The sequence below is a fragment of the Arthrobacter sp. 05N425 genome, from assembly GCF_056397125.1.
This window is the reverse complement of record NZ_JBFTMU010000006.1, coordinates 152,301-172,433: the sequence shown is the minus strand read 5'-3', so window position 1 is coordinate 172,433 and position 20,133 is coordinate 152,301. Positions and strand designations below refer to the sequence as shown.

General features: G+C 67.6%; 16 protein-coding genes. 12 read left to right on the top strand and 4 right to left on the bottom strand.

Annotated features, from left to right (window positions below; genetic code table 11):
* Positions 1–55: 55 nt before the first annotated feature.
* Positions 56–1,504, top strand: coding sequence for a class II 3-deoxy-7-phosphoheptulonate synthase (locus AC1DGE_RS10820; protein ID WP_441418894.1), 1,449 nt, complete (start codon positions 56–58; stop codon positions 1,502–1,504).
* A gap of 110 nt (positions 1,505–1,614) precedes the next feature.
* Here the strand turns inward: AC1DGE_RS10820 and AC1DGE_RS10815 are convergent, their stop codons facing one another.
* Together AC1DGE_RS10815 and AC1DGE_RS10810 are read right to left on the bottom strand one after the other, a co-directional pair.
* A complete protein-coding gene (locus tag AC1DGE_RS10815; RefSeq protein WP_476917447.1) occupies positions 1,615–3,744 on the bottom strand; it encodes a protein kinase domain-containing protein in 2,130 nt (709 codons plus the stop codon).
* Positions 3,745–3,848: 104 nt separating this feature from the next.
* A complete protein-coding gene (locus AC1DGE_RS10810; RefSeq protein WP_476917446.1) occupies positions 3,849–5,237 on the bottom strand; it encodes a lytic transglycosylase in 1,389 nt (462 codons plus the stop codon).
* A 315-nt stretch (positions 5,238–5,552) separates the two neighbouring features.
* Between AC1DGE_RS10810 and AC1DGE_RS10805 the strand changes: the two genes are divergently transcribed.
* On the top strand, positions 5,553–5,906 hold the full coding sequence (locus tag AC1DGE_RS10805) for an Rv2175c family DNA-binding protein (RefSeq protein ID WP_476917445.1): 354 nt from the start codon (positions 5,553–5,555) through the stop codon (positions 5,904–5,906).
* A 113-nt stretch (positions 5,907–6,019) separates the two neighbouring features.
* On the opposite strand, the gene AC1DGE_RS10800 is transcribed toward AC1DGE_RS10805, so the two are convergent.
* Positions 6,020–7,114, bottom strand: a complete 1,095-nt coding sequence (locus AC1DGE_RS10800) for a polyprenyl synthetase family protein (protein ID WP_476909497.1) — start codon at positions 7,112–7,114, stop codon at positions 6,020–6,022.
* Positions 7,111–7,644 carry a hypothetical protein gene (locus AC1DGE_RS10795; protein ID WP_441418889.1) on the bottom strand — a complete coding sequence of 178 codons (534 nt, stop codon included), beginning with the start codon at positions 7,642–7,644 and terminating at the stop codon, positions 7,111–7,113. The genes AC1DGE_RS10800 and AC1DGE_RS10795 overlap by 4 nt, the downstream gene beginning before the upstream one ends.
* Before the next feature lie 97 nt (positions 7,645–7,741).
* Between AC1DGE_RS10795 and dinB the strand changes: the two genes are divergently transcribed.
* From dinB to murD, 10 genes are all read left to right on the top strand, one after another.
* Positions 7,742–8,968, top strand: coding sequence for a DNA polymerase IV (dinB, locus tag AC1DGE_RS10790; RefSeq protein WP_476917454.1), 1,227 nt, complete (start codon positions 7,742–7,744; stop codon positions 8,966–8,968).
* A gap of 320 nt (positions 8,969–9,288) precedes the next feature.
* Positions 9,289–9,660 (top strand): DUF3040 domain-containing protein, encoded by a 372-nt coding sequence (locus tag AC1DGE_RS10785; protein WP_476917444.1) that lies wholly within the window; start codon positions 9,289–9,291, stop codon positions 9,658–9,660.
* 353 nt (positions 9,661–10,013) lie between these two features.
* A complete protein-coding gene (mraZ, locus tag AC1DGE_RS10780) occupies positions 10,014–10,442 on the top strand; it encodes a division/cell wall cluster transcriptional repressor MraZ (protein ID WP_056740915.1) in 429 nt (142 codons plus the stop codon).
* A gap of 185 nt (positions 10,443–10,627) precedes the next feature.
* Positions 10,628–11,629, top strand: coding sequence for a 16S rRNA (cytosine(1402)-N(4))-methyltransferase RsmH (rsmH, locus tag AC1DGE_RS10775; protein WP_476917443.1), 1,002 nt, complete (start codon positions 10,628–10,630; stop codon positions 11,627–11,629).
* Positions 11,626–12,297, top strand: a complete 672-nt coding sequence (ftsL, locus tag AC1DGE_RS10770; RefSeq protein ID WP_441418886.1) for a cell division protein FtsL — start codon at positions 11,626–11,628, stop codon at positions 12,295–12,297. Before rsmH ends, ftsL begins: the two co-directional genes overlap by 4 nt.
* Positions 12,298–12,342: 45 nt before the next feature.
* Positions 12,343–14,145, top strand: coding sequence for a peptidoglycan D,D-transpeptidase FtsI family protein (locus tag AC1DGE_RS10765; RefSeq protein ID WP_476892755.1), 1,803 nt, complete (start codon positions 12,343–12,345; stop codon positions 14,143–14,145).
* A gap of 113 nt (positions 14,146–14,258) precedes the next feature.
* Complete coding sequence (locus tag AC1DGE_RS10760; protein WP_476917442.1) at positions 14,259–15,914, top strand: UDP-N-acetylmuramoyl-L-alanyl-D-glutamate--2,6-diaminopimelate ligase; 1,656 nt, start codon at positions 14,259–14,261, stop codon at positions 15,912–15,914.
* A 6-nt stretch (positions 15,915–15,920) separates the two neighbouring features.
* Positions 15,921–17,444, top strand: a complete 1,524-nt coding sequence (locus tag AC1DGE_RS10755) for a UDP-N-acetylmuramoyl-tripeptide--D-alanyl-D-alanine ligase (protein WP_441418883.1) — start codon at positions 15,921–15,923, stop codon at positions 17,442–17,444.
* Positions 17,441–18,550, top strand: a complete 1,110-nt coding sequence (gene mraY / locus AC1DGE_RS10750; protein ID WP_476917441.1) for a phospho-N-acetylmuramoyl-pentapeptide-transferase — start codon at positions 17,441–17,443, stop codon at positions 18,548–18,550. Before AC1DGE_RS10755 ends, mraY begins: the two co-directional genes overlap by 4 nt.
* Positions 18,532–20,133, top strand: coding sequence for a UDP-N-acetylmuramoyl-L-alanine--D-glutamate ligase (murD, locus tag AC1DGE_RS10745; RefSeq protein ID WP_441418882.1), 1,602 nt, complete (start codon positions 18,532–18,534; stop codon positions 20,131–20,133). The genes mraY and murD overlap by 19 nt, the downstream gene beginning before the upstream one ends.

The window sequence follows — 20,133 nt, the reverse complement described above, 5'->3', positions numbered from 1 at the left end:
GCGGTCAATGACGCCGGGCGCCGCCGTTCAACGCGGAGGCAACTATCCTTAGAGGGTGACTGAGCTATCTGCGCCTTCGACGTCCCTGAACAACTCCACGCCGGCGGGCCCCGCCCCCGCAGGCTCCGCTTTTGCCGGTTCTGCTTTCACGAGCACGGCCCAGAGCGGCGCCGCCAACTATCCGGGACTGGACCACTGGCGGGAGCTGCCTGCCTCGCAACAGCCCAGCTGGTCCGACGCGGCAGTCTTTGAGGCCTCGGTCAAGGAACTCTCGGTGCTGCCGCCGCTCGTCTTCGCCGGCGAAGTGGACATCCTGCGCGAACGGCTCGCCGCGGCCGCGCAGGGCAAGGCGTTCCTGCTCCAGGGCGGTGACTGCGCGGAGACCTTCGAAGCCGCCACGGCGGACAAGATCAGCGCCCGGGTCAAGACCATCCTGCAGATGGCCGTCGTGCTCACCTATGGCGCGGCGATGCCCGTGATCAAGATGGGCCGGATGGCGGGCCAGTTCGCCAAGCCGCGCTCGTCCAACGATGAAACCCGCGACGGCGTCACGCTGCCGGCTTACCGCGGCGACATCGTCAACGGCTATGACTTCACGCCGGAGTCCCGCGCGCACGACGCCAGCCGGATGCTCAAGGCGTACCACACCTCGGCATCGACCCTGAACCTGATCCGGGCGTTCACGCAGGGCGGCTTCGCCGACCTGAGGCTGGTGCACCAGTGGAACAAGGGCTTCACCGAGAACCCGGCGCACGCGCGTTACGAATCCCTGGCCCGCGACATCGACCGGGCCATCAAGTTCATGTCCTCCTGCGGCGCGGACTTCGAGGCGCTTAAGCGCGTCGAGTTCTACGCCAGCCACGAGGCGTTGCTGCTGGACTACGAGCGGGCCCTGACCCGCATCGACTCGCGAACCGGCCTGCCGTACGACACCTCGGCGCATTTCCTGTGGATCGGGGAGCGCACCCGGGAACTGGACCACGCGCACGTCGATTTCCTCTCCCGCGTCCGCAACCCGATCGGCGTCAAGCTGGGCCCCTCGACCACCGGCGAGGACGCCCTCCGCCTGATCGACAAGCTTGACCCCAACCGGGAACCCGGCCGCCTGACCTTCATCACCCGGATGGGCGCCGGCAACATCCGCGAGAAATTGCCTCCCATCGTCGAGCGCGTCACCGCCTCCGGCGCCCAGGTCCTCTGGGTCACCGATCCGATGCACGGCAATACGGTGACCTCGCCCAACGGCTACAAGACCCGCAACTTCGACGACGTCATCGACGAGGTGCGCGGCTTCTTCGAGGTGCACCACGGCCTCGGCACCGTTCCGGGCGGCCTGCACGTGGAAATGACCGGCGACGACGTGGCCGAGTGCCTCGGCGGCGCCGACCCGATCGATCAGGACGCCTTCCTGGACCGCTATGAATCCGTCTGCGATCCGCGGCTGAACCACATGCAGTCCCTCGAAATGGCGTTCCTGGTGGCGGGAGCCCTCGCCAAGCGCTAAGCCGCGCCGGCCGACACGGGCCGATGCCGCAGGCGGCGACGCCACAGGCAGTAAGAGCTCCGCCCCGGCTGTTTCCAGCCGGGGCGGAGCTCTTACTTATTTGGCAGAAGTCAGGTCACGGTGATCGTGACGAGTGAGCCTTCGGGCTGCCGCCCGGTCTTGTCCTGGCCGGCCACCAGGCCCAGCACGGATGAACCGAAGGCGTAGTTGACCTTCACCTCGAAGCCGGCATCCTTGAGGGCCTGCACCGCCTCCTCCTCCGGCTTGCGGAACACGTCCGGGACCTGGACGAATTTCGGCCCCTTGGAGATCGTCAGGGTCACGGCACCGCCCTTGGTGAGATTCCCGGTGGCCGGGTCCTGGCCGGCAACCGCGCCCTTTGGCACCTCCCGGTCGAAAACGGCTTCCGGGGCGACGACGGCTTTGAGCCCGGCGGCTTCCAGCGTTTTCACCGCGGTCTCCTGGTCCTTGCCGCGCAGCTCGGGCACCGGGATGGGCCGCGGCCCCTTGGAGACCGTCAGCCCCACGGCTGTCCCGTGCTTGGCGGGGGTGCCTTCGCCCGGCTTCTGGGCCAGCACGGTTCCAGCCGCCGCGGCCTCGTCGTAGCGCTCGGTGACGGGGCCCAGCGCCATGCCGGCGCCATTGAGGGCCGTCTTCGCCGCATCGAGCGACTTGCCCGTCAGCTGGGGCAGGGGAAACAGCTCCGGACCCTTCGAAACGGCCAGCGAGACGGACTGGAATTTCCGGACCACCTGACCCGCCTGCGGCTCCGAGCCGACCACGAGGCCAGGGGACACGTCGTCGTCAAAGACGTCCCGGGTGGTCGACTCGAAACCGGCAGTGCGGAGCAGCTGCTGTGCTTCGGCCACGGTCTTGTTGGCCAACTGCGGAATGGTCCCCGGAGACCCCGGGCCCATGCCGAAGAACCAACCGGCGCCGGCCGCGAGCAGCGCCACCAGGACCAGCACCAGGATCCAGGCCAGGCCCCGGCGCCGCGGGTTGCCCGCCCGCAGGCTTCGGCTGGGGGTCGCGGCAGCACGCTGCCGCGCCTTTTCCTCCTCGCGGTCCTGCTTGCGTTGTGCACGCTTGCTTGCCGGCTCCGGACGGCCGTCCGGAGCATCCTCAGGATAGGCGCCAAACTCTCGTTCCTCCGGCGCGGCGAGCGGACCGTAAGCGCCGGGCCGTGACCTGCCGGCGAGGACGGTGGTGGGGTTGCTGCCGCGGTTGATGACTTCCGTGGGCTGCTGGAGGCCACCGAGGAATTCCGTGTGTGCCTCAGCGGCGGCCGGGCGGGGTTCCGTCGCGGGCCGCCCGGGTGTGGAACCGCCGGGGCCTGCCGCCGCGGCGCCGGCAACGGGCGCCGCAAGGGCGGCCGGGGGCCGCAGGTCCAAGTYGGCGTCGCTGAGGTTGGTGCGGATGTGTCGAAGTTCGAAGAGCAATGCATTGCCGTCGACGGGGCGCTTGTCCGGGTCGTTCGCCGTGCACCACTGCACGAGCTCGTCGAGTTCTTCGGCCAGCCCCGGGACCAGGGCCGACGGCGGCCCGACGGTCGAGTTCACGTGCTGGTAGGCGACCTGGATGGGAACCTCGCCGTCGAACGGCTGGCGACCGGTGATCATCTCGTAGAGCATGATCCCGAGTGAATAGATGTCGCTGCGGGCGTCGGCCTGCTGGCCCAGCACGAGCTCGGGGGAGAGGTAGGCGACGGTCCCGAYCAGGGCGCCGGTGCTGGTCGTCGTCGTGATCGCCCGCGCCAGCCCGAAGTCGCCGATCTTGATCCGGCCGTCGTCGGCGATGAGCACGTTCTCGGGCTTGACGTCGCGGTGGATGAGGCCGGCCGCGTGGGCGGCTCCGAGTCCTTCCACGACCGGGTCGATCAGCGCCAGGGCAAGCCTCGGCGTGAGGGCTCCCTTTTCCTTGATCACGTCCCGCAGCGTGTGCCCCTTGATGTATTCCATCACCAGGTAGGCCAGCGGGCCGTCGTCGCCCTGGTCCAGGACGCCCACCACGTGCGGGTGCGACAGCCGGGCGGCGGCCTTGGCTTCGCGGCCCAGCCGGTCCAGGAACTGCGGGTCTCCGGCCATGTGCGGATGCAGGACCTTGAGCGCCACGTCCCGCTCGAGCCGCCGGTCGGTGGCGAGGTACACCGTGGACATCCCGCCTCGGGCCAGCTTGGATCGAATCAGGTACCGGTTGTCCACCAGGGTCCCGACGAGAGCGTCCGATGTGTATTCCTGCACCCTTTGATCCTAAGCTCTGCACGGAAACGGGCCCGGATTGACATGCAACCCGGACCCGTATCGTTACGCGACGGAGGTCTCAGCCCCGTGCGATGCTGGCGGTTCTAGCTGAAGGTCTTCTGCAGCGCCTTGATCGACGCCACATAGGCCTTCGTATCCTCGTACATGCCCTTCGTGCTCACCGAGTACTGGCCCTGGTAGTACCCCGCGATGGCGTAGTCCAGGTTCTTGCTGGTCGCGACCAGTTGGCGGATGATGGCGATGCCGGCCGTGGCGTTGTCGTACGGATCCAGCAGGTTCAGCTTGCGGCCCACGAGTTCCGAGGCCCACCCTCCGGAGGACGGAATGACCTGCATGGTGCCGATCGCGTTCGCGGGGGACACCGAGCGGTGGTTGAAGCCGGACTCCTGGTAGGCGAACGCCATGGCCAGCGACGGCGCCACACCCATCCGGCGTGCGGTGTCCGCCACGATCTGCTTCATCTGCTCGCGGGTGGGAACCGGCGAGGCATTCAGCAGCGCCTTGTTCTGGTTGGCGGAGCTGACGACAGCCTTCGGGTAGCTGAACCCCAGGAACGTGCTGGGCACGAGCGGGGTCACGGTCGCCGCGGGCTGGCTTGAGGCGGGCTTCAAGGTCCCGGTGCCGGCACCGGGAATGACGAGCTTGTGGCCGGGGTAGATGATGCTGCTCATGGTCAGCCGGTTCGCCGACAGGACGGCGGAGAGCTTTACGCCGTGCCGGGCGGCAATACCGGAGAGCGTGTCACCGGATTTGATCGTGTAGGACCCCGAGCTGACTGGGGCCGGGGCGGGCTTGGGGGCGGGCTTCGGCGCCGCGGTCCGGACCGGCGCGGGTGCTGCCGCGGCGGCGCCGATGTTGATCCGCTGGCCAGGGTGGATTACCGAGCGCATGTTGAGCCCGTTCCGGCTGAACACGTCCGACAGCTTGACCCCGTGGCGGGCGGCAATGCCGCTCAGGGTGTCGCCGGACTTGACCGTGTAAACGCTGCCGGCGGACCGGACCGGAGCAGCCTTCGCCGGGACTGCCTTGGCCGGAGCTGCCTTCGCGGCGGGGCCGCCGGTGAGCTTGATTTTCTGGCCAGGGTAAATCACGGAGTTGGCGCGGAGCTTGTTCAGCGTAAGGACGGACTGGGTGCTCAGTCCGAACTTGTGGGCGATCGCGCTGATCGTATCGCCGCGGACGATCGTGTACTGGGCCGGTGCGGCGACCTTGGCGGGGCGGAACGCGGTCGGCAGCGCTACCGCAACCTCGGTTGCCGGAATCCGGGCCGAGGGCAGTGCCGCGGCGGCCTGACCCTGCGCCTTCATGGCCGCCGCCAGCGTCGCCGGGATCGCCCGGGGGCGGGATTCGGCAGCAGCGGGCTGTGCGATCGCCAAGGAGGAGAGCATGACGGCGGGGAGAGCCGCCGTCGTCGCCGCAATCAGCGGGAGGCCGGGCCTCGGGTTGGGCTTTGGCGAACGTGACGTCGTCATGGGAAAGATCCTCTTCTCAGCGGCGAACCCTGCAGCACGGACAGTGTTACTGGTGTTACCAGTGTGACTGAAGATACTGCAGTTACAAATGTGATCTATGCGAATCTCTCATGAATTGCGAATTAGCACAAGAACTGTTTGACATTCTGCAACGCGGCTATTGGGAGTGTCGGCCCAGGGGCCCCGGCCGGGGCCCGCGAAGGCGTCCGCGCCGGCGGCCATTTCGCAGTCCCTTTTATACGCCGGGTTAAGCGGTCGCATTATTGGGTCGTGGCTGACTAGGCGCATTCCGCCCCGGCATGGCAATCTTGATCCGTGAGTACTGTAGAAAGCCTTGTAGGCGAATGGCTGCCCCTGCCCGACGTAGCCCAGCTGCTGAACGTTTCCATCACTAAGGTTCATGCGCTGCTTGACGAGCGCGCGCTGGCGGCAGTGCGGATCGGCGACCGGCGGATCCGTTCCGTGCCCGCGGCGTTCATCCAGGGCGGCCACCCGGTGGAGAGCTTGAAGGGCACAATTGTTGTCCTCGCCGACGCCGGCTATTCGGACGAAGAACTCATCACCTGGCTGTTCACGCCGGACGAGTCCCTGCGCGGCCGTCCGATCGATGCCCTCCGCGAAGGGCGCAAAACCGAAATCCGCCGCCGGGCACAGACCATGGCCTGGTAGTACGGCCCAAAAGTAAGCTCTGGTAATACGGCAAAGGCCGTGGACGGCGGATCCCGCTGTCCACGGCCTTTTTCGTCTCCGTTTTCGTCTGCCTGCGTGTTTTGGCCTTGCGTTTAGGCGGTGCGGCTGACGGCGGCCTCAGCCAGTTTCCGGAGCGCGGTCTTGGGCAGCTCCTCCAGCGGCAGCAGGTCCAAGGCGTCGAAGGCGGCCCGGCCGAATTCCTCGATCAGGACCTCCGTGGCCTGCAGTGCCCCGCAGTCGACAATGATGCGGCGGATCTCCTCGACGTCGGCGGTGCTCAGGTCCGGGCTGCCCAGCTTCGCGTCGAGAAAGCTCGATTCCGCCGGCGCGGCCTGGTCGAGGGCGAAGGCCACCAGCACCGTACGCTTGCCCTCGCGGAGATCATCACCGGCCGGTTTGCCGGTGGTGACCGGGTCGCCGAAGACGCCCAGGACATCGTCGCGGAGCTGGAAAGCCTCGCCCAGGGGGAGGGCGAACGCGGAGTAGCCGCGCAGCAACTCGTCGGAGGCGCCGGCCAGGGCGCCGCCCAGCGCGAGCGGATGCTCGGTGGAGTACTTGGCCGACTTGAAGCGGATGATCGACTGGGCGCGGCTGACGGCGCCGGCACGGTCGCGGTGCGGCCCGGCCACCTCTTCCAGGATGTCCAGGTACTGGCCGGCCATGACTTCGGCGCGCATCAGGTTGAAGATGAGCCGGGCCTGGCTGCCCGAGGCGGCCCGGTCGCCGATTTCGGTGAACGATTCCTCGCTGAAGGACAGGCACAGGTCGCCGGTCAGGATCGCCGCCGCGTGGCCGAAGCGCTCGGGATCCAGGGCCCAGCCCTGGCTCGCGTGCAGTTCGCTGAAGCGGCGGTGCACGCTGGGGCCGCCGCGGCGGGTGTCCGAGCGGTCAATGATGTCGTCGTGGATCAGTGCCGCGGCCTGGAACAGCTCCAGCGCCGAGCCGGCCGTGACCACTTCGCGGGCTCCGGCGCCGCCCCCGGCCCCGCGCCAGCCCCAGTAGCACATCAGGGCCCGGAGGCGCTTGCCGCCGGTGACCAGGTTGGAGATGGACCCCATCAGCGGGTCGATGTCGGGGGAAATGGCGGACATCACCGTGGTGCGGGCGGTGAGGAAGTCGGTCAGCTTGCCGGCGACGGCGGCCACGAAGTCCGTCTGCTCAACCCGCAGTTGTTCGGCCAGGCTCACTTGACGGACTCGGCGGCGACGTTGGCGCCGATCGTGAAGGTGGAGACCCCGGCGGCCTCGACGACGGCGAGATTCACGGTTTCATTGTCCCCGCGCAGGAAGTCCTTGGACGCCACCGAACCGACGGTGCCGCCGGGGACTGCCTTGAAGCCCTGGCTTTCCAGTTTCTTGCTGTAGTACGCGACCACTCCCGCCGCCGGCGAGGTGATTTTCGCCACCAGGGCGACGGTCGCGGGAGCACCGTTCTTGTCGAAACTGCTGGATTCCACCTGTGCGCCCGGCATGACCGGCAGCAGCTTCTTGGGGAAGCCCGCAACCAGGGCACCCACAGTGGCGGAGGTGCCGGGCTCGGCGGACGGGCTGGGAGGGGCCGTGGTGGAGGGCTGGGCGGTGGACTGCGCCGCCGGCGCAGACGCAGACGCCGAAGGCGACGGGGCTCCCGGGCCCGGGGTGCACGCGGCCAGGGCCAGCAAGGCGCCGGCGGCGGCAACGGCCGTAACGGCGCGTTTGCGCTCTCCAATAACCTTCACGGGGACATTCCTCCTGGTGTTGACGCCGGATCCAGCCTCCAGTTTAGTCAGTACCTGCGCATAGGATTGATGCGTGGGGCCGGACAGGGAAAATCACATCGATAAACACAGCGGGACACAATACAGCGAGGCGGGCCTTCGCGAACTCCGGCGCAGCAGCATCCTGCACGTGGACATGGACGCCTTCTTCGTCTCGGTGGAACTGCGCACCCGTCCGGAGCTCAAGGGACGCCCGGTGATCGTGGGCTATCCGGCGGACCGCTCGGTGGTCCTCTCGGCTTCCTATGAGGCCCGCAAGTTCGGGGTCAAGTCAGCGATGCCCATGGCGGTGGCGGCGCGGATGTGCCCTTCCGCCGTCATCATCGAACCGCGGCACAAGCTGTACTACGAGGTGTCGGGACAGATCATGGCCATCTTCGGATCGATCACCGACCTCGTGGAACCCCTGAGCGTCGACGAGGCCTTCCTCGACGTCGGAGGCGCCATCCGGCGGCTCGGTCCGCCCCGGGACATCGGCGAACTGATCCGGCGCAGGGTCGAGGGCGAGCTGGGCATCACGGCGTCGGTGGGGATCGCGGCCAGCAAGTTCGTCGCCAAGATCGCCTCGACCCGGTGTAAGCCCGACGGCCTGCTGCTGATCGGTCCGGACGAGACGGTGCCCTACCTGCACACCCTGCCGGTCAACGCCCTCTGGGGAGTCGGTGCCAAGACTGTGGAGGTGCTCGCCCGGATGGGGATCCGGACGGTCGCCGACGTCGCCGCAACGCCGCTGCCGTCACTGCGCAAGATCCTCGGCGCCACGGGGGAGCACGTGTACCGGCTGTCGTGGGGGATCGACCCCCGGCCGGTGACGCCGGTCCGACTGGAAAAGAGCATCGGGGCGGAAGAGACCTTTGCGGTGGACACCGCCGACGACGCCCTGCTGCACCGCGAGCTGCTCCGGCTTTCGCACCGCACGGCGGAAAGGCTCCGGAGCGCCGGGATGCATGCCAGGACGGTTGCCTTGAAGCTGCGTTACGCGGACTTCTCCACAATTACCCGCAGCCGCACCGTCAGCACCCCCATTGACAGCGCCCAGTTGCTTTACGGCGTCGCCGTGCAGTTGCTCGAGTCCGTTGGCCCGCGGCCCATGACCGTGCGCCTCGTGGGCATCCGGGCGGAGCAGCTCGAGGAAGCCGCCCAGGCGCCGCTGCAACTCAGCCTGGACCGCCGGGATGACAACTGGCGCGCCGCCGAGCAGGCCCTGGACCGCGTCACCCGCAAGTTCGGCAACAAGTCGGTTCTCCCGGCCCGGTTGCTTGACCCGGGGCCCGCCGCCGAGTGAGCTGGCAGTGCACGGGCGCAGGCCGTCCCGGTCGGCACTGGCGGGGCTGCGTCCAAGGGGCGGGCAGGCGCCGCGAAGCCGGGCCTAGCGTCTTTCAGAACAGGGCGCAACAATCTATCCTTAGATATACATAGTTTTCGAACGACTGGATCGAACTTTCGGGGTTGCCGGCCATGCCAACTAAACACCTTTCAGGGAACCGCGGATCCTTATTTCACCAATGACGGGAAACAAGGAACCAGCCGGCCATCCCGGTCGTTAGGGTTTTAGGGACAAGGACCGCGTCAAATCTGGACGTTGGTCGACTTAAGGAGGTCGTGATGCCGCTCTCGGAGCACGAACAGAAGTTGCTTGAGCAACTTGAGAAGCAGCTGCACGAGGACGATCCCAAGTTTGCCAGCTCGATGGGCTCGGATCCGGGTCGCTCCTGGTCCACCCGTCATCTGGTCATCGGGGTCCTCGGTGCCCTCGCTGGCATCCTGTTGCTGTTGCTGGGCGTCTCGTTGCAKAGCATCATCGTGGGTGTCCTTGGCTTCGTCGTCATGGGTGCCGGCGTTTACTTCGCGACCATGCGCAGCGCGGGCGGCAAATCCAAGTCCGGAGCCGCCGGCCGGAAGCCGGGCAAGCCGCGCAGTTCCTTCATGAGCAACCTGGAGGAGCGGTGGGAGGAAAGGCGCCGCGGGGACGCCTGACACGTTCCCGGTTCCGTCGCCGCAACCGCCCCTCCATTCCGCCCCACCGCGACCTCCGGTAGGCACCTAAAGACCCGCTTCGGCGGGTCTTTTGCCGTTAAGCCGGGCATCGACTGCTGCGTAGGTGCCCTTCCGGCTGCCCGGCCTCCCCGGGGCATATCCCTCCACTGCGCCCCACTTTTGACGCTTCCCTTTATTTGCAACGGACATTTGTTTGAAAACTCGCCCAAAATTGCTCCAAAATGTCCCCGATGTCGTTGACGGGGGAGCGAAGTGGAGTAATGTGGAGGACGTAAGAGGGTAGTGGCAGCACAGGGGACGTTGGACTTCCTACAACAGACAGGCGGTGGGCCGTGTTTCTCGGCACTCATTCGCCACGTCTGGACGAAAAGGGTCGAATCATCCTCCCGGCGAAGTTCCGCGAGGAACTTGCCGCCGGCCTGGTTCTCACAAGGGGCCAGGAACGTTGCATCTACGTCTTCAGCGAGGCGGAATTCGGCCGGGTTCACGAGCAGATGCGGGAGGCTCCAATCTCCTCCAAGCAGGCTCGTGACTACATCCGCGTTTTCCTCTCTGGAGCCTCCGACGAGGTACCTGACAAGCAGGGGCGCGTGACGATTCCGCCGGCGCTCCGGGAATACGCAGGTCTCGGCAGGGAACTGGCCGTCATTGGCGCCGGCACCCGCGCGGAGATCTGGGACGCCCAGGCCTGGAACGAGTACCTGGCCGAAAAGGAAACAGCCTTCTCGGAAACCGACGACGCCATCCCGGGGATTCTCTGAAGCCCCGCAGGCGCCGGCACCATCAGCACCAACCGTTTCTTGATCGAGATCTCCAGCCGCCCATCCGGCAGTTCACCTGGCTCACTTCCCCGGAGCCAGGCGGGCCGCAGGGTAGGCGCGGATGGGGATCTGGACCAAGAAGCACACCACCCGACAGGTACTTCCCGCAACGAAAGGACGCAGGCATGAGCGAAGACTCCAACCAGGCGAAGCCTACGTCCGAACGCCATGTACCGGTCCTCAAGGACCGGTGCATCAATTTGTTGGCACCGGCTTTCGAAGAAGCGCGACGCCGCGGCGAGACGCCCGTCGTCGTCGATGCGACGCTCGGCATGGGGGGCCACTCCGAAGCCATGCTGCAGCGGTTTCCGGACCTGCACCTGATCGGCATCGACCGTGACGAGGAGGCTCTCGCCCTGGCCGGCGAACGCCTCAAGCCTTTCGCGGACCGGATCGACCTGGTCCACGCGGTGTACGACGAAATCCCCGAGGTCCTGGAAGACCTTGGCTTCACCGAAGTCCACGGCATCCTGATGGACCTCGGCGTTTCCTCGCTGCAGCTCGACGAGCGCGAACGCGGCTTCGCCTACTCCTTCGACGCGCCGCTGGACATGCGGATGGACACCGGCCGCGGCCAGACCGCCGCCGACGTCGTGAACAACTACAGTGAAGAAGACCTCGTCCGGATCATCCGGAAGTGGGGCGAGGAGAAGTTCGCCGGCCGGATCGCCAACCGGATCGTCGCCGCCCGCGCCGAAAAGCCCTTCACCACCACCGGGGAACTTGTCGAGACCATCCGCGCCGTGGTGCCCTCCGGTGCCGCCAAGTCCGGCGGCCACCCCGCGAAGCGGACCTTCCAGGCCCTCCGGATCGAGGTCAACGAGGAACTCGAGGTCCTGGAGCGTGCAATTCCGGCGGCCGTGGCCTCGATCGCCCTCGGCGGCCGCGTCGTCGTCATGTCCTACCACTCGCTGGAAGACAAGATCGTCAAGGGAGTCTTCCAGGCCGGTTCCAAGTCCTCGGCCCCGCTCGGTTTCCCGGTGGAGCTTGAGGAACACAAAGCCGAACTCAAGACCCTGACGAAAGGCACCGAGGTGCCTACCGCCGCAGAAATCGCAGAAAACCCACGCGCTGCCTCCGCCAGGCTCCGCGCCGTGGAACGCATCAAAGCCAGGAGAGTCGCATGAGCACCGCCGCCGTCAACAGCTTCCCCGTTGCCACAGCTGCCACGGCCCGTGCCCTCCCGGACCTGCACCCGGGTGCGCCCGCACGCAAGTCCCGCACTCCGCTCTCCGTCGTCCGCTCCGTTCCGCGCAAGCGCCGGGCACCGTTCGTCGTGATGTGCTTCGGAATTCTGGCCCTTGCGCTGATGGCGGTGCTGGTCCTGAACATCTCCGTCTCCTCGGCGCAGTACCAGCTGGTGGAGCTGCGGGCCAAGCAGTCCACGCTGACCAAGCAGAACCAGGACCTCACCCAGCAGGTGCAGAATTTTGACGCCCCGCAGAACCTGGCTGCCAAGGCCACGGAGCTGGGCATGGTGGCCTCCACGGTCAAGGGCCAGATTGACCTGTCCACCCTCGCGGTGACCGGCCAGGCCAAGCCCGCCGTCAAGGGCGACGCCCCCGGTGCCGTCATTGCCGCGCCGGCCGTTGCCGGCCAGGTCAATGTGGTTCCGGCCGCCACGGCGAATGAACCCCTCCTGAGCCGCAAGCCGGCCGCGAGCATTCCGGCAGCTGCAGGCGGTGCACCGGCCGTGCCCGCTGCAAAGGCCCCGGCCGTCCGGGCGCCCGCCCTGTCCGTGAACCTGTACGGCGGCTCCGTTCCCGCCCCCGCGCAGAAGGTCCCCGGGAAATAGCCGACGGGACCGACCACCAGCCCAGGCAAGCAGCAAGGAAACATCGTGGCGCAGAACACCGGCAAGGCACGGACAGGCAAGACGCCGAGCGCCACGCGGCGACTGCGGCTCGGACTGGGCATCATGCTCACGCTCCTGTTGGTAGTGGGCGGGAAGCTGTTCCTGGTGCAGGGCCTCGACGTCGGCGGCATGGCTGAGGCAGCCCTCAAGAACCGGCTCAAGCCGATTGAGCTGCCCGCGGAGCGCGGCAGCATCCTTGACGCCAACGGCACCGTCCTGGCCAGCAGCGTGATCCGTTACAACGTCGTGGTTGACCAGACCGTCAACACCAACACCGAATCCTTCCCGCGGCTCGAAAAGGTCGACGGGAAGGACACCGTCGTCAAGATCCCGCGTGACCAGGGCATCGAAGAGCTCGCGACCGTGCTCGGCATGAAGAAAGACGACCTCAAGGCGGCGGTGACCGGGACGTCGCGCTACTACATCGTGGCGAAGGACATCAGGCCCGACGTCGAGGACCGCATCTCCAAACTCCAGGTGCCCGGCATCGTCACCGAGGGCACCAGCAAGCGGGTCTACCCCAACGGCTCGGTGGCTGGCGGAATCGTCGGCTTCCTCAAGGACGGCACCACCGGCCAGGCCGGGCTGGAGCAGACCCAGGACGAGGTGCTCAAGGGCACCGCGGGCAAGCGGCTGTTCGAGATTGGCGCCGACGGGCTGCGCATCCCGGTGGGCGTGGACCAGTTCACGCCGGCCGTCAACGGCAAGGACATCAAGCTCACGCTGAACTCGGACCTGCAGTACTTTGCCCAGCAGGCCATCCAAAGCCAGAAGGACAAACTCAGCGCGGAGTGGGGCATCATCGTCGTCTCAGACGCCAAGAACGGCAACATTATCGCGATGGCCGACACCGACGCGCCGGACCCCAATGATCCAGGCAAGGTCGCCGCCAAGGACCGCGGAGTCCGTGCGGTGACCGCCGCCTACGAGCCGGGCTCGGTGGAGAAGATGATCACCGCCGCGTCCGCCATCGAGGAGGGCACCGCCCGGCCGCTGGATAAATTCATCATCCCGCCGAGCTACACGGTGGACGGCCAGACGTTCACCGACGCCTTCGAACACGGCACCGAGAAGAGGACCCTGGCGGGCATCGTAGGCTATTCCATGAATACCGGGACGGTCATGGTGGGCCGGCGGCTCAGCAAGGAAAAACGGCACGACTGGCTGCAAAAGTTCGGCATCGGCGAGGCACCGGACATCGGCCTGCCCGCCGAGTCCAAAGGCATCCTCACGCCGGCCGACCAATGGGACGGCCGCCAGCAATACACCGTGCTCTTCGGCCAGGGCGTGGCCCAGTCGACGCTGCAGACGGTCCGCGCCTACCAGAGCATCGCCAATGACGGCGTCATGGTCCAGCCGCGCCTGATCGACAGCTACATCAACCCGGACGGCACCGAAGAGAAAGTCCCGGCCAAGCCCACCCGCCAAGTTGTCTCCAAGAACACCGCCAAGCAGGTCCGCGACATCCTGGAAAGCGCCGTCACCGAAGGCGAGATCAAGGACGCCGCGATTGACGGTTACCGCGTGGGCGCCAAGACCGGCACCTCCGAGTCGCCGTGCGACGACGGCAAGTCGGGTTTCTGCGGCTACACGGCCTCGATGGTGGGGATGGCGCCGATGGACGATCCGCGGTTTATTGTTGAAGTGGTCCTGCAACGGCCCAAGGGCAGCATCTACGGCATCACGAACGGACCCGTGTTCCGTTCGGTCATGAGCCAGACGCTGCGCACGTACAACGTTGAGCCGTCCACCGGTAAACCGGTCAGGCTGCCGCAGTACGCCAAGTAGCACCCAGCTTCACGAGTCAGCAGCAACAACCAGTTCCACGCAGCAGGGCCTGCGTGCGGGGCAATCCTCCGCGCGCGGCGCACGCTGCCCCAGTACCGCAAACGGAGATCCCCTTGTCAGAGCTCAATGCCCAGGACGCGGCCGCCGCGCCGTCCGGCCAGGACTCCACTTCGGCGTTCCGGCCGACGGCGGTTGCCGCGGTGCCGCTCGAAACCATCGGTGAGTGGATCGGCGTCGTCGTTCCCGGCTCCTCCGCCGCCGTCCCGGTCACCGGGATCTCGCTGAACTCCCGGGCCGTCCGGCCGGGGGACCTGTACGTCGCCCTGCCCGGTGCCACCCGGCACGGCGCGGACTTTGTGTCCCAGGCGGTCGACGCCGGCGCCGTCGCGGTACTGACCGACGACGCCGGCGCCCGCCTCCTGGCGCTCTCCAACGACATCTCCGTGCCGGTACTGCTGGCCGATGAGCCGCGCAGCCTGGTCGGGCGCCTCTCCGCGCTGATCTACCAGAGCCGGCCGGAGCACTCCGCGGCGCCGGCCCTGTTCGGCGTCACCGGAACCAACGGCAAGACGACCACCACCTACTTCATCAACTCCCTGCTCCAGGCGCTGGGCAAAAAGACCGGGTTGATCGGGACCATCGAGATCCTGGCCGGCGGCGAAGCGATCCCCAGCCTCCTGACGACCCCCGAGTCGACGGACGTGCACGCCCTGCTGGCCCTCATGCGCGAACGCGGCCTGGACGCCGCGTCCATGGAGGTCTCCTCGCACGCCATCTCCTTCCACCGGGTCGACGGCGTGGTGTTCGACGTCGCCGGCTTCACCAACCTCACCCAGGACCATCTGGACCTGCACGGGACCATGGAGGAGTACTTCCAGACAAAGGCCCGGCTCTTCACGGCAGAGCGCGCCCGTGCCGCCGTCGTGACCGTTGACGATGAGTGGGGCCGAAAGCTGGCCGCCGACGCCGGCATCCCCGTCACCACGCTCGCCACGGGCTCCGACGCAGCAGAAGCGGTTGCTCCGGGAGCGGACTGGAGGGTTGTGGACCCCCAGCCGCGCGGCCTCGGCACCGAGTTCGGCCTGCGCCACCGGGACGGTACCGAACTGCGCCTGCACACCGGGCTGCCCGGCAGCTTCAATGTCGCCAACGCCGCCCTGGCCACGGCCATGGTGCTCGCCACCGGTATCTCCGCGGCCGAGGTGCAAGCCGCCCTGGACAGCGCGGACCCCTTCACCGTGGCCGTCCCCGGCCGTATGCAGCTCGTTGCGACGGCTCCGGCCGCCGTGGTCGACTTCGCCCACAACCCGGATGCCCTCGCCCGGGCGCTCGAGGCAGTGCGCTCCCAGACGCCGGGGTCCAAGGTGATCGTCGTCTTCGGCGCCACCGGCCAGCGCGACCAGGGCAAGCGGCCCGCGATGGGAGCGATTGCGGCCCGGCTTGCGGACATCGTGATCGTCAGCGACGACGACCCGCACGATGAGGACGCGGCAGCCATCCGCGCCGACGTGATGGCCGGAGCCATCGAGGCCAAAACCGCGGAGGGCCTCGGCTGCACGGTCCTGGAGGTCTTCCCCCGCGACGCCGCCATCCGCAAGGCGGTGGAACTCGCCGGCCCGGAGGACACCATCCTGGTTGCCGGGCGCGGCCACGAGGTCTGGCAGGAAGTCAAGGGCGTCAACCTGGCGCTCGATGACCGGGTGGAGCTGCGGACCGCCTTGACAGTACGAGGATTCACCGTTCTCGATGACCAGCGGATAGAGTCCTAAACCGAGATGATTGCATTTACAGCGGCGGAAATCGCCGAAATAACCAACGGCCGGCTGGCCGCCGAACCGGGCCTCACGCCCGGCTCTGTGGTGACCGACTCCCGCGAGGCCACGGCGGGTTCCCTCTATGTGGCCAAGCCGGGGGAGGCCGCCGACGGGCACGATTTCGTGGCCGCCGCCTTCGAACGCGGTGCCGTCCTGGCCCTAGTGGAGCGGGACGTCCCCGCCGCTGACGGGCAGAATTTCCCCGCAGTCGTCGTTGCGGACTCGGTCCTTGCCATGGGCGCCCTCGCTGCTGAAGCGGTGCGCAGGATCCGTGCCCGCCGCGCAGCCCGCGGCGAGGAACTCACCGTGATCGGGATCACCGGGTCCGCGGGAAAGACCACCACCAAGGACCTGCTGGCCGGGATCCTCGCCGAACACGGCGAAATGGTGGCGCCCCAGGGTTCCTACAACGGCGAGGTCGGCGTTCCGCTGACCGTCTTCAAGGCCGGCTATGAGACCCGCTACCTCGTGATCGAGATGGGCGCCACCGGCGTCGGGCACATTCGCTACCTCGCGGACATGGTCCGCCCGGAGATCGGTGTGGTGCTGGCCGTCGGCACGGCCCACGCCGGTGAATTCGGCGGCGTCGAAAACATCACCCTGGCCAAGGGCGAACTGGTCGAGGCCCTCCCCGCCGACGGCACGGCCGTGCTGAACCTGGACGACGCGAGGGTGGCTGCGATGTCCGCGCGGACCTCCGCGACGGTCCTCGGTTTCTCCGCCCAGCCCGCCCGGGGCGGCCAGCAGGCCGCCATCCAGGCCGAAAACGTCGAGTTGAACGCCGGGGGAAGCCCTGAATTCGACCTCCTGCTTCCGGGCGAGAGCGCGCGGCACCACGTCTCGGCCAAGCTGATCGGGGCCCACCACGTGGGCAACCTGCTCGCCGCGGCCGGGGCGGCCCACGCCGCCGGAATCCCCGGCGCGCAGATCGCCGCCTCGCTGAGCGCCCAGGCGGCTGCCAGCCGCTGGCGGATGGAACGCACCGAACGGCCCGACGGCGTGACCATCATCAACGACGCCTACAACGCCAACCCCGAATCGATGCGCGCCGCCCTGCGGACGCTGGCGGACCTGGGCCGTGGCCGCCGGACCTGGGCCGTGCTCGGCGCGATGCTGGAACTCGGCGAGGACTCCATCCGGGAGCACACCGCCGTCGGCACCCAGGTGGTCCGGCTCAACATCTCCCGGCTGCTGGTAATCGGACGCGAGGCCCGAGCGCTCTACGTCTCGGCCGTCAACGAGGGCTCCTGGGGGGACGAATGCCTGTTTGCCGAAACCGCGGACGAGGCCTACGAAATCCTGCGCTCCGAACTGGAGCCCGGTGACCTCGTCCTCTTCAAGTCTTCCAACAGCATCGGGCTGCGCCATCTGGGGGATCGGATAGCATTACCCCCACATGCGCCGGACGCGCCGGCCGGAAGCTCGGCCGGAAACGCTGCTGAATCCGCCGCCGGAACCGCCACTGAAGGGAGTGCGCTGCTGTGATCGCACTGCTGATGGGCTCCGGTCTGGCCCTGCTGCTCTCCTTCCTGGGGACCCCGCTCTTCATCCGCTTCCTGGTCCGCAAGAGCTACGGACAATTCATCCGGGACGACGGACCCACCTCCCACCACACCAAGCGCGGCACGCCGACCATGGGCGGGACGGTGGTGGTGGTCGCGGTACTGGTCAGCTACGGCATCACGCACCTGGTCATGTGGATGATGAACCCCCGTTCGCCGGGGCCGTCCGCCTCGGCCCTGCTCCTGCTCTTCCTCATGGTCGGCATGGGCCTGGTCGGGTTCCTGGACGACTTCATCAAGATTTCCGCGCAGCGCAGCCTGGGCCTCAATGCCAAGGCCAAGCTGATCCTGCAGGCCGCGGTCGGCATCATCTTCGCGGTCCTGGCCCTCAACTTCCCGGACGAGAACAACGTCACACCGGCGTCGTACCAGATCTCGCTGGTGCGGGACGTCCCGTGGCTGAACCTCGCGTTCGGCGGCACCGTGCTGGGCGCCATCCTGTTTGTGCTGTGGTCCAACCTGATTGTCACCGCAGCGACCAACGGGGTAAACCTCACGGATGGCCTGGACGGCCTGGCCGCGGGCGCCTCCGTGATGGTCTTCGGGGCCTACACGATCATCGGGATCTGGCAGAGCAACCAGGCCTGCGGCTCGCCCCGGCAGGCCGGCGCCGGCTGCTACACCGTGCGTGACCCGCTCGACCTCGCCTTGCTTGCCGCCATCCTCAGCGCCGCGCTGGTCGGGTTCCTGTGGTGGAACACCTCGCCGGCGAAGATCTTCATGGGCGACACCGGGTCGCTGGCCATTGGCGGCGCCGTCGCCGGCTTCGCCATCCTGTCCCGGACCGAACTGCTGCTCGCCTTCATCGGCGGCCTCTTCGTCCTGATCACCCTCTCGGTCATCATCCAGGTCGGCTACTTCAAGATCACCAAGGGCAAACGGTTCTTCAAGATGGCCCCGCTGCAGCACCACTTCGAACTCAAGGGCTGGGCGGAAGTGACCGTCGTGGTCCGGTTCTGGATCCTCTGCGGGCTCTTCGTCGCCGCGGGCCTGGGCATCTTCTACGCCGAATGGGTGGTGCTGCTGTGAGCGGGAACATTCCCGAGCCGCTGGCCACGTCCCCGCGGCTGGACACGCTGACCAGCTGGGACTCGGACTGGGCCGGCCTCCGCGTGGTCGTCACCGGCATCGGCATCTCCGGTTTCGCCGCCGCCGACACCCTGATCGAACTCGGCGCCCGGGTGGTCGTGGTGGACGCCGCGGACAGCGCGAAGGCCCGCGCCCAGGCGGACACCCTCCGGATCGTCGGTGCCGCGGACGTACTGCTCGGCGACGACGCCGTCGCGTCGGTGCCCAGGGTCGACGGCGAGAAGCCCGAACTGATCGTTACCTCGCCCGGCTGGCGGCCCGACCAGTCCCTGCTGGCCGCCGCCGCACGGGCACACATCCCGATCTGGGGCGACGTCGAACTCGCCTGGCGGGTCCGGGAACGCGAGGGCCGCAAGACGGCCGACTGGCTCACCATTACCGGCACCAACGGCAAGACCACGACCGTCGGCCTGACCGAATCGATGCTGCAGGCCGCCGGACTCAAGGCGATCGCGGTCGGCAACGTCGGCACGCCGATCCTGGACGCCCTCCGCGACCCGGTGGACTACGACGTCTTCGCCGTCGAACTCTCGAGCTTCCAGCTGCACTGGAGCCACTCCGTGTCGCCGGTCGCCAGCGTGTGCCTGAACGTCGCCGAAGACCACGTGGACTGGCACGGCTCTTACGACTCCTACCTGGCGGACAAGGCCAAGGTCTACGAGCGCACACAGAAGGCGTGCATCTACAACGCCGAGCAGATTGAAACCGAGCGCATGGTGGAAGACGCCGACGTCGTCGAGGGTTGCCGCGCGGTGGGCTTCACAACCGTCACCCCAGCGATCAGCATGGTCGGCGTCGTCGAAGGCCTGCTCGTGGACCGCGCCTTCATTCCCGAGCGCAAGGACAGCGCCGCCGAACTGGCGGCAATGTCCGACCTCGGACCCGTGGCGCCCCGGCACATGGTTGCCAACGCCCTCGCCGCGGCCGCCCTCGTGCGCGCCTACGGGGTGGAGCCGTCCGCCGTTCGCCAGGGGCTGCAGAACTACCTGCCGGGGGACCACCGCATCCAGCCGGTCGCCCGCCACGAAGGCGTGCTTTGGATCAACGACTCCAAGGCCACGAACCCGCACGCCGCGGCCGCCTCACTGTCCGCTTTCCAGAACGTGGTGTGGATCGCCGGCGGCCTGTCCAAGGGTGTGAATTACGACTCACTGGTCCGGGACAACGCCGCCCGGCTCAAGGCTGTGGTGCTGATCGGCACGGACTCGTCAGGCCTGCTGGCCTCGCTCCAGCGACACGCGCCGGATGTCCCCGTGATCGGCCAGGCCAAGGGTGACACTGAAAACGTGCAGACTGCCGAAACGGCCCACGCCGACGCAGGCCCCTCGCCAATTTACGGCGAGACCGTGATGGCACGGGCCGTCGCGTCGGCGGCACAGCTGGCCACCTCGGGGGACACTGTGCTTCTGGCCCCGGCAGCTGCATCCATGGATCAGTTCTCTTCCTATGCTCACCGTGGCGACGCCTTCATCGAAGCTGTCCGCGAGCTCGTGGAAGGGCAGGCTCAGACCACCGAGGAGTAG

Coding starts and splice junctions, on each gene's coding strand:
- AC1DGE_RS10810 (WP_476917446.1), bottom strand. CDS start 5,237: ATGACGACGTCACGTTCGCCAAAGCCCAACCCGAGGCCCGGCCTCCCG.
- rsmH (WP_476917443.1), top strand. CDS start 10,628: ATGAGCGAAGACTCCAACCAGGCGAAGCCTACGTCCGAACGCCATGTA.
- ftsL (WP_441418886.1), top strand. CDS start 11,626: ATGAGCACCGCCGCCGTCAACAGCTTCCCCGTTGCCACAGCTGCCACG.
- AC1DGE_RS10755 (WP_441418883.1), top strand. CDS start 15,921: ATGATTGCATTTACAGCGGCGGAAATCGCCGAAATAACCAACGGCCGG.
- murD (WP_441418882.1), top strand. CDS start 18,532: ATGGGTGGTGCTGCTGTGAGCGGGAACATTCCCGAGCCGCTGGCCACG.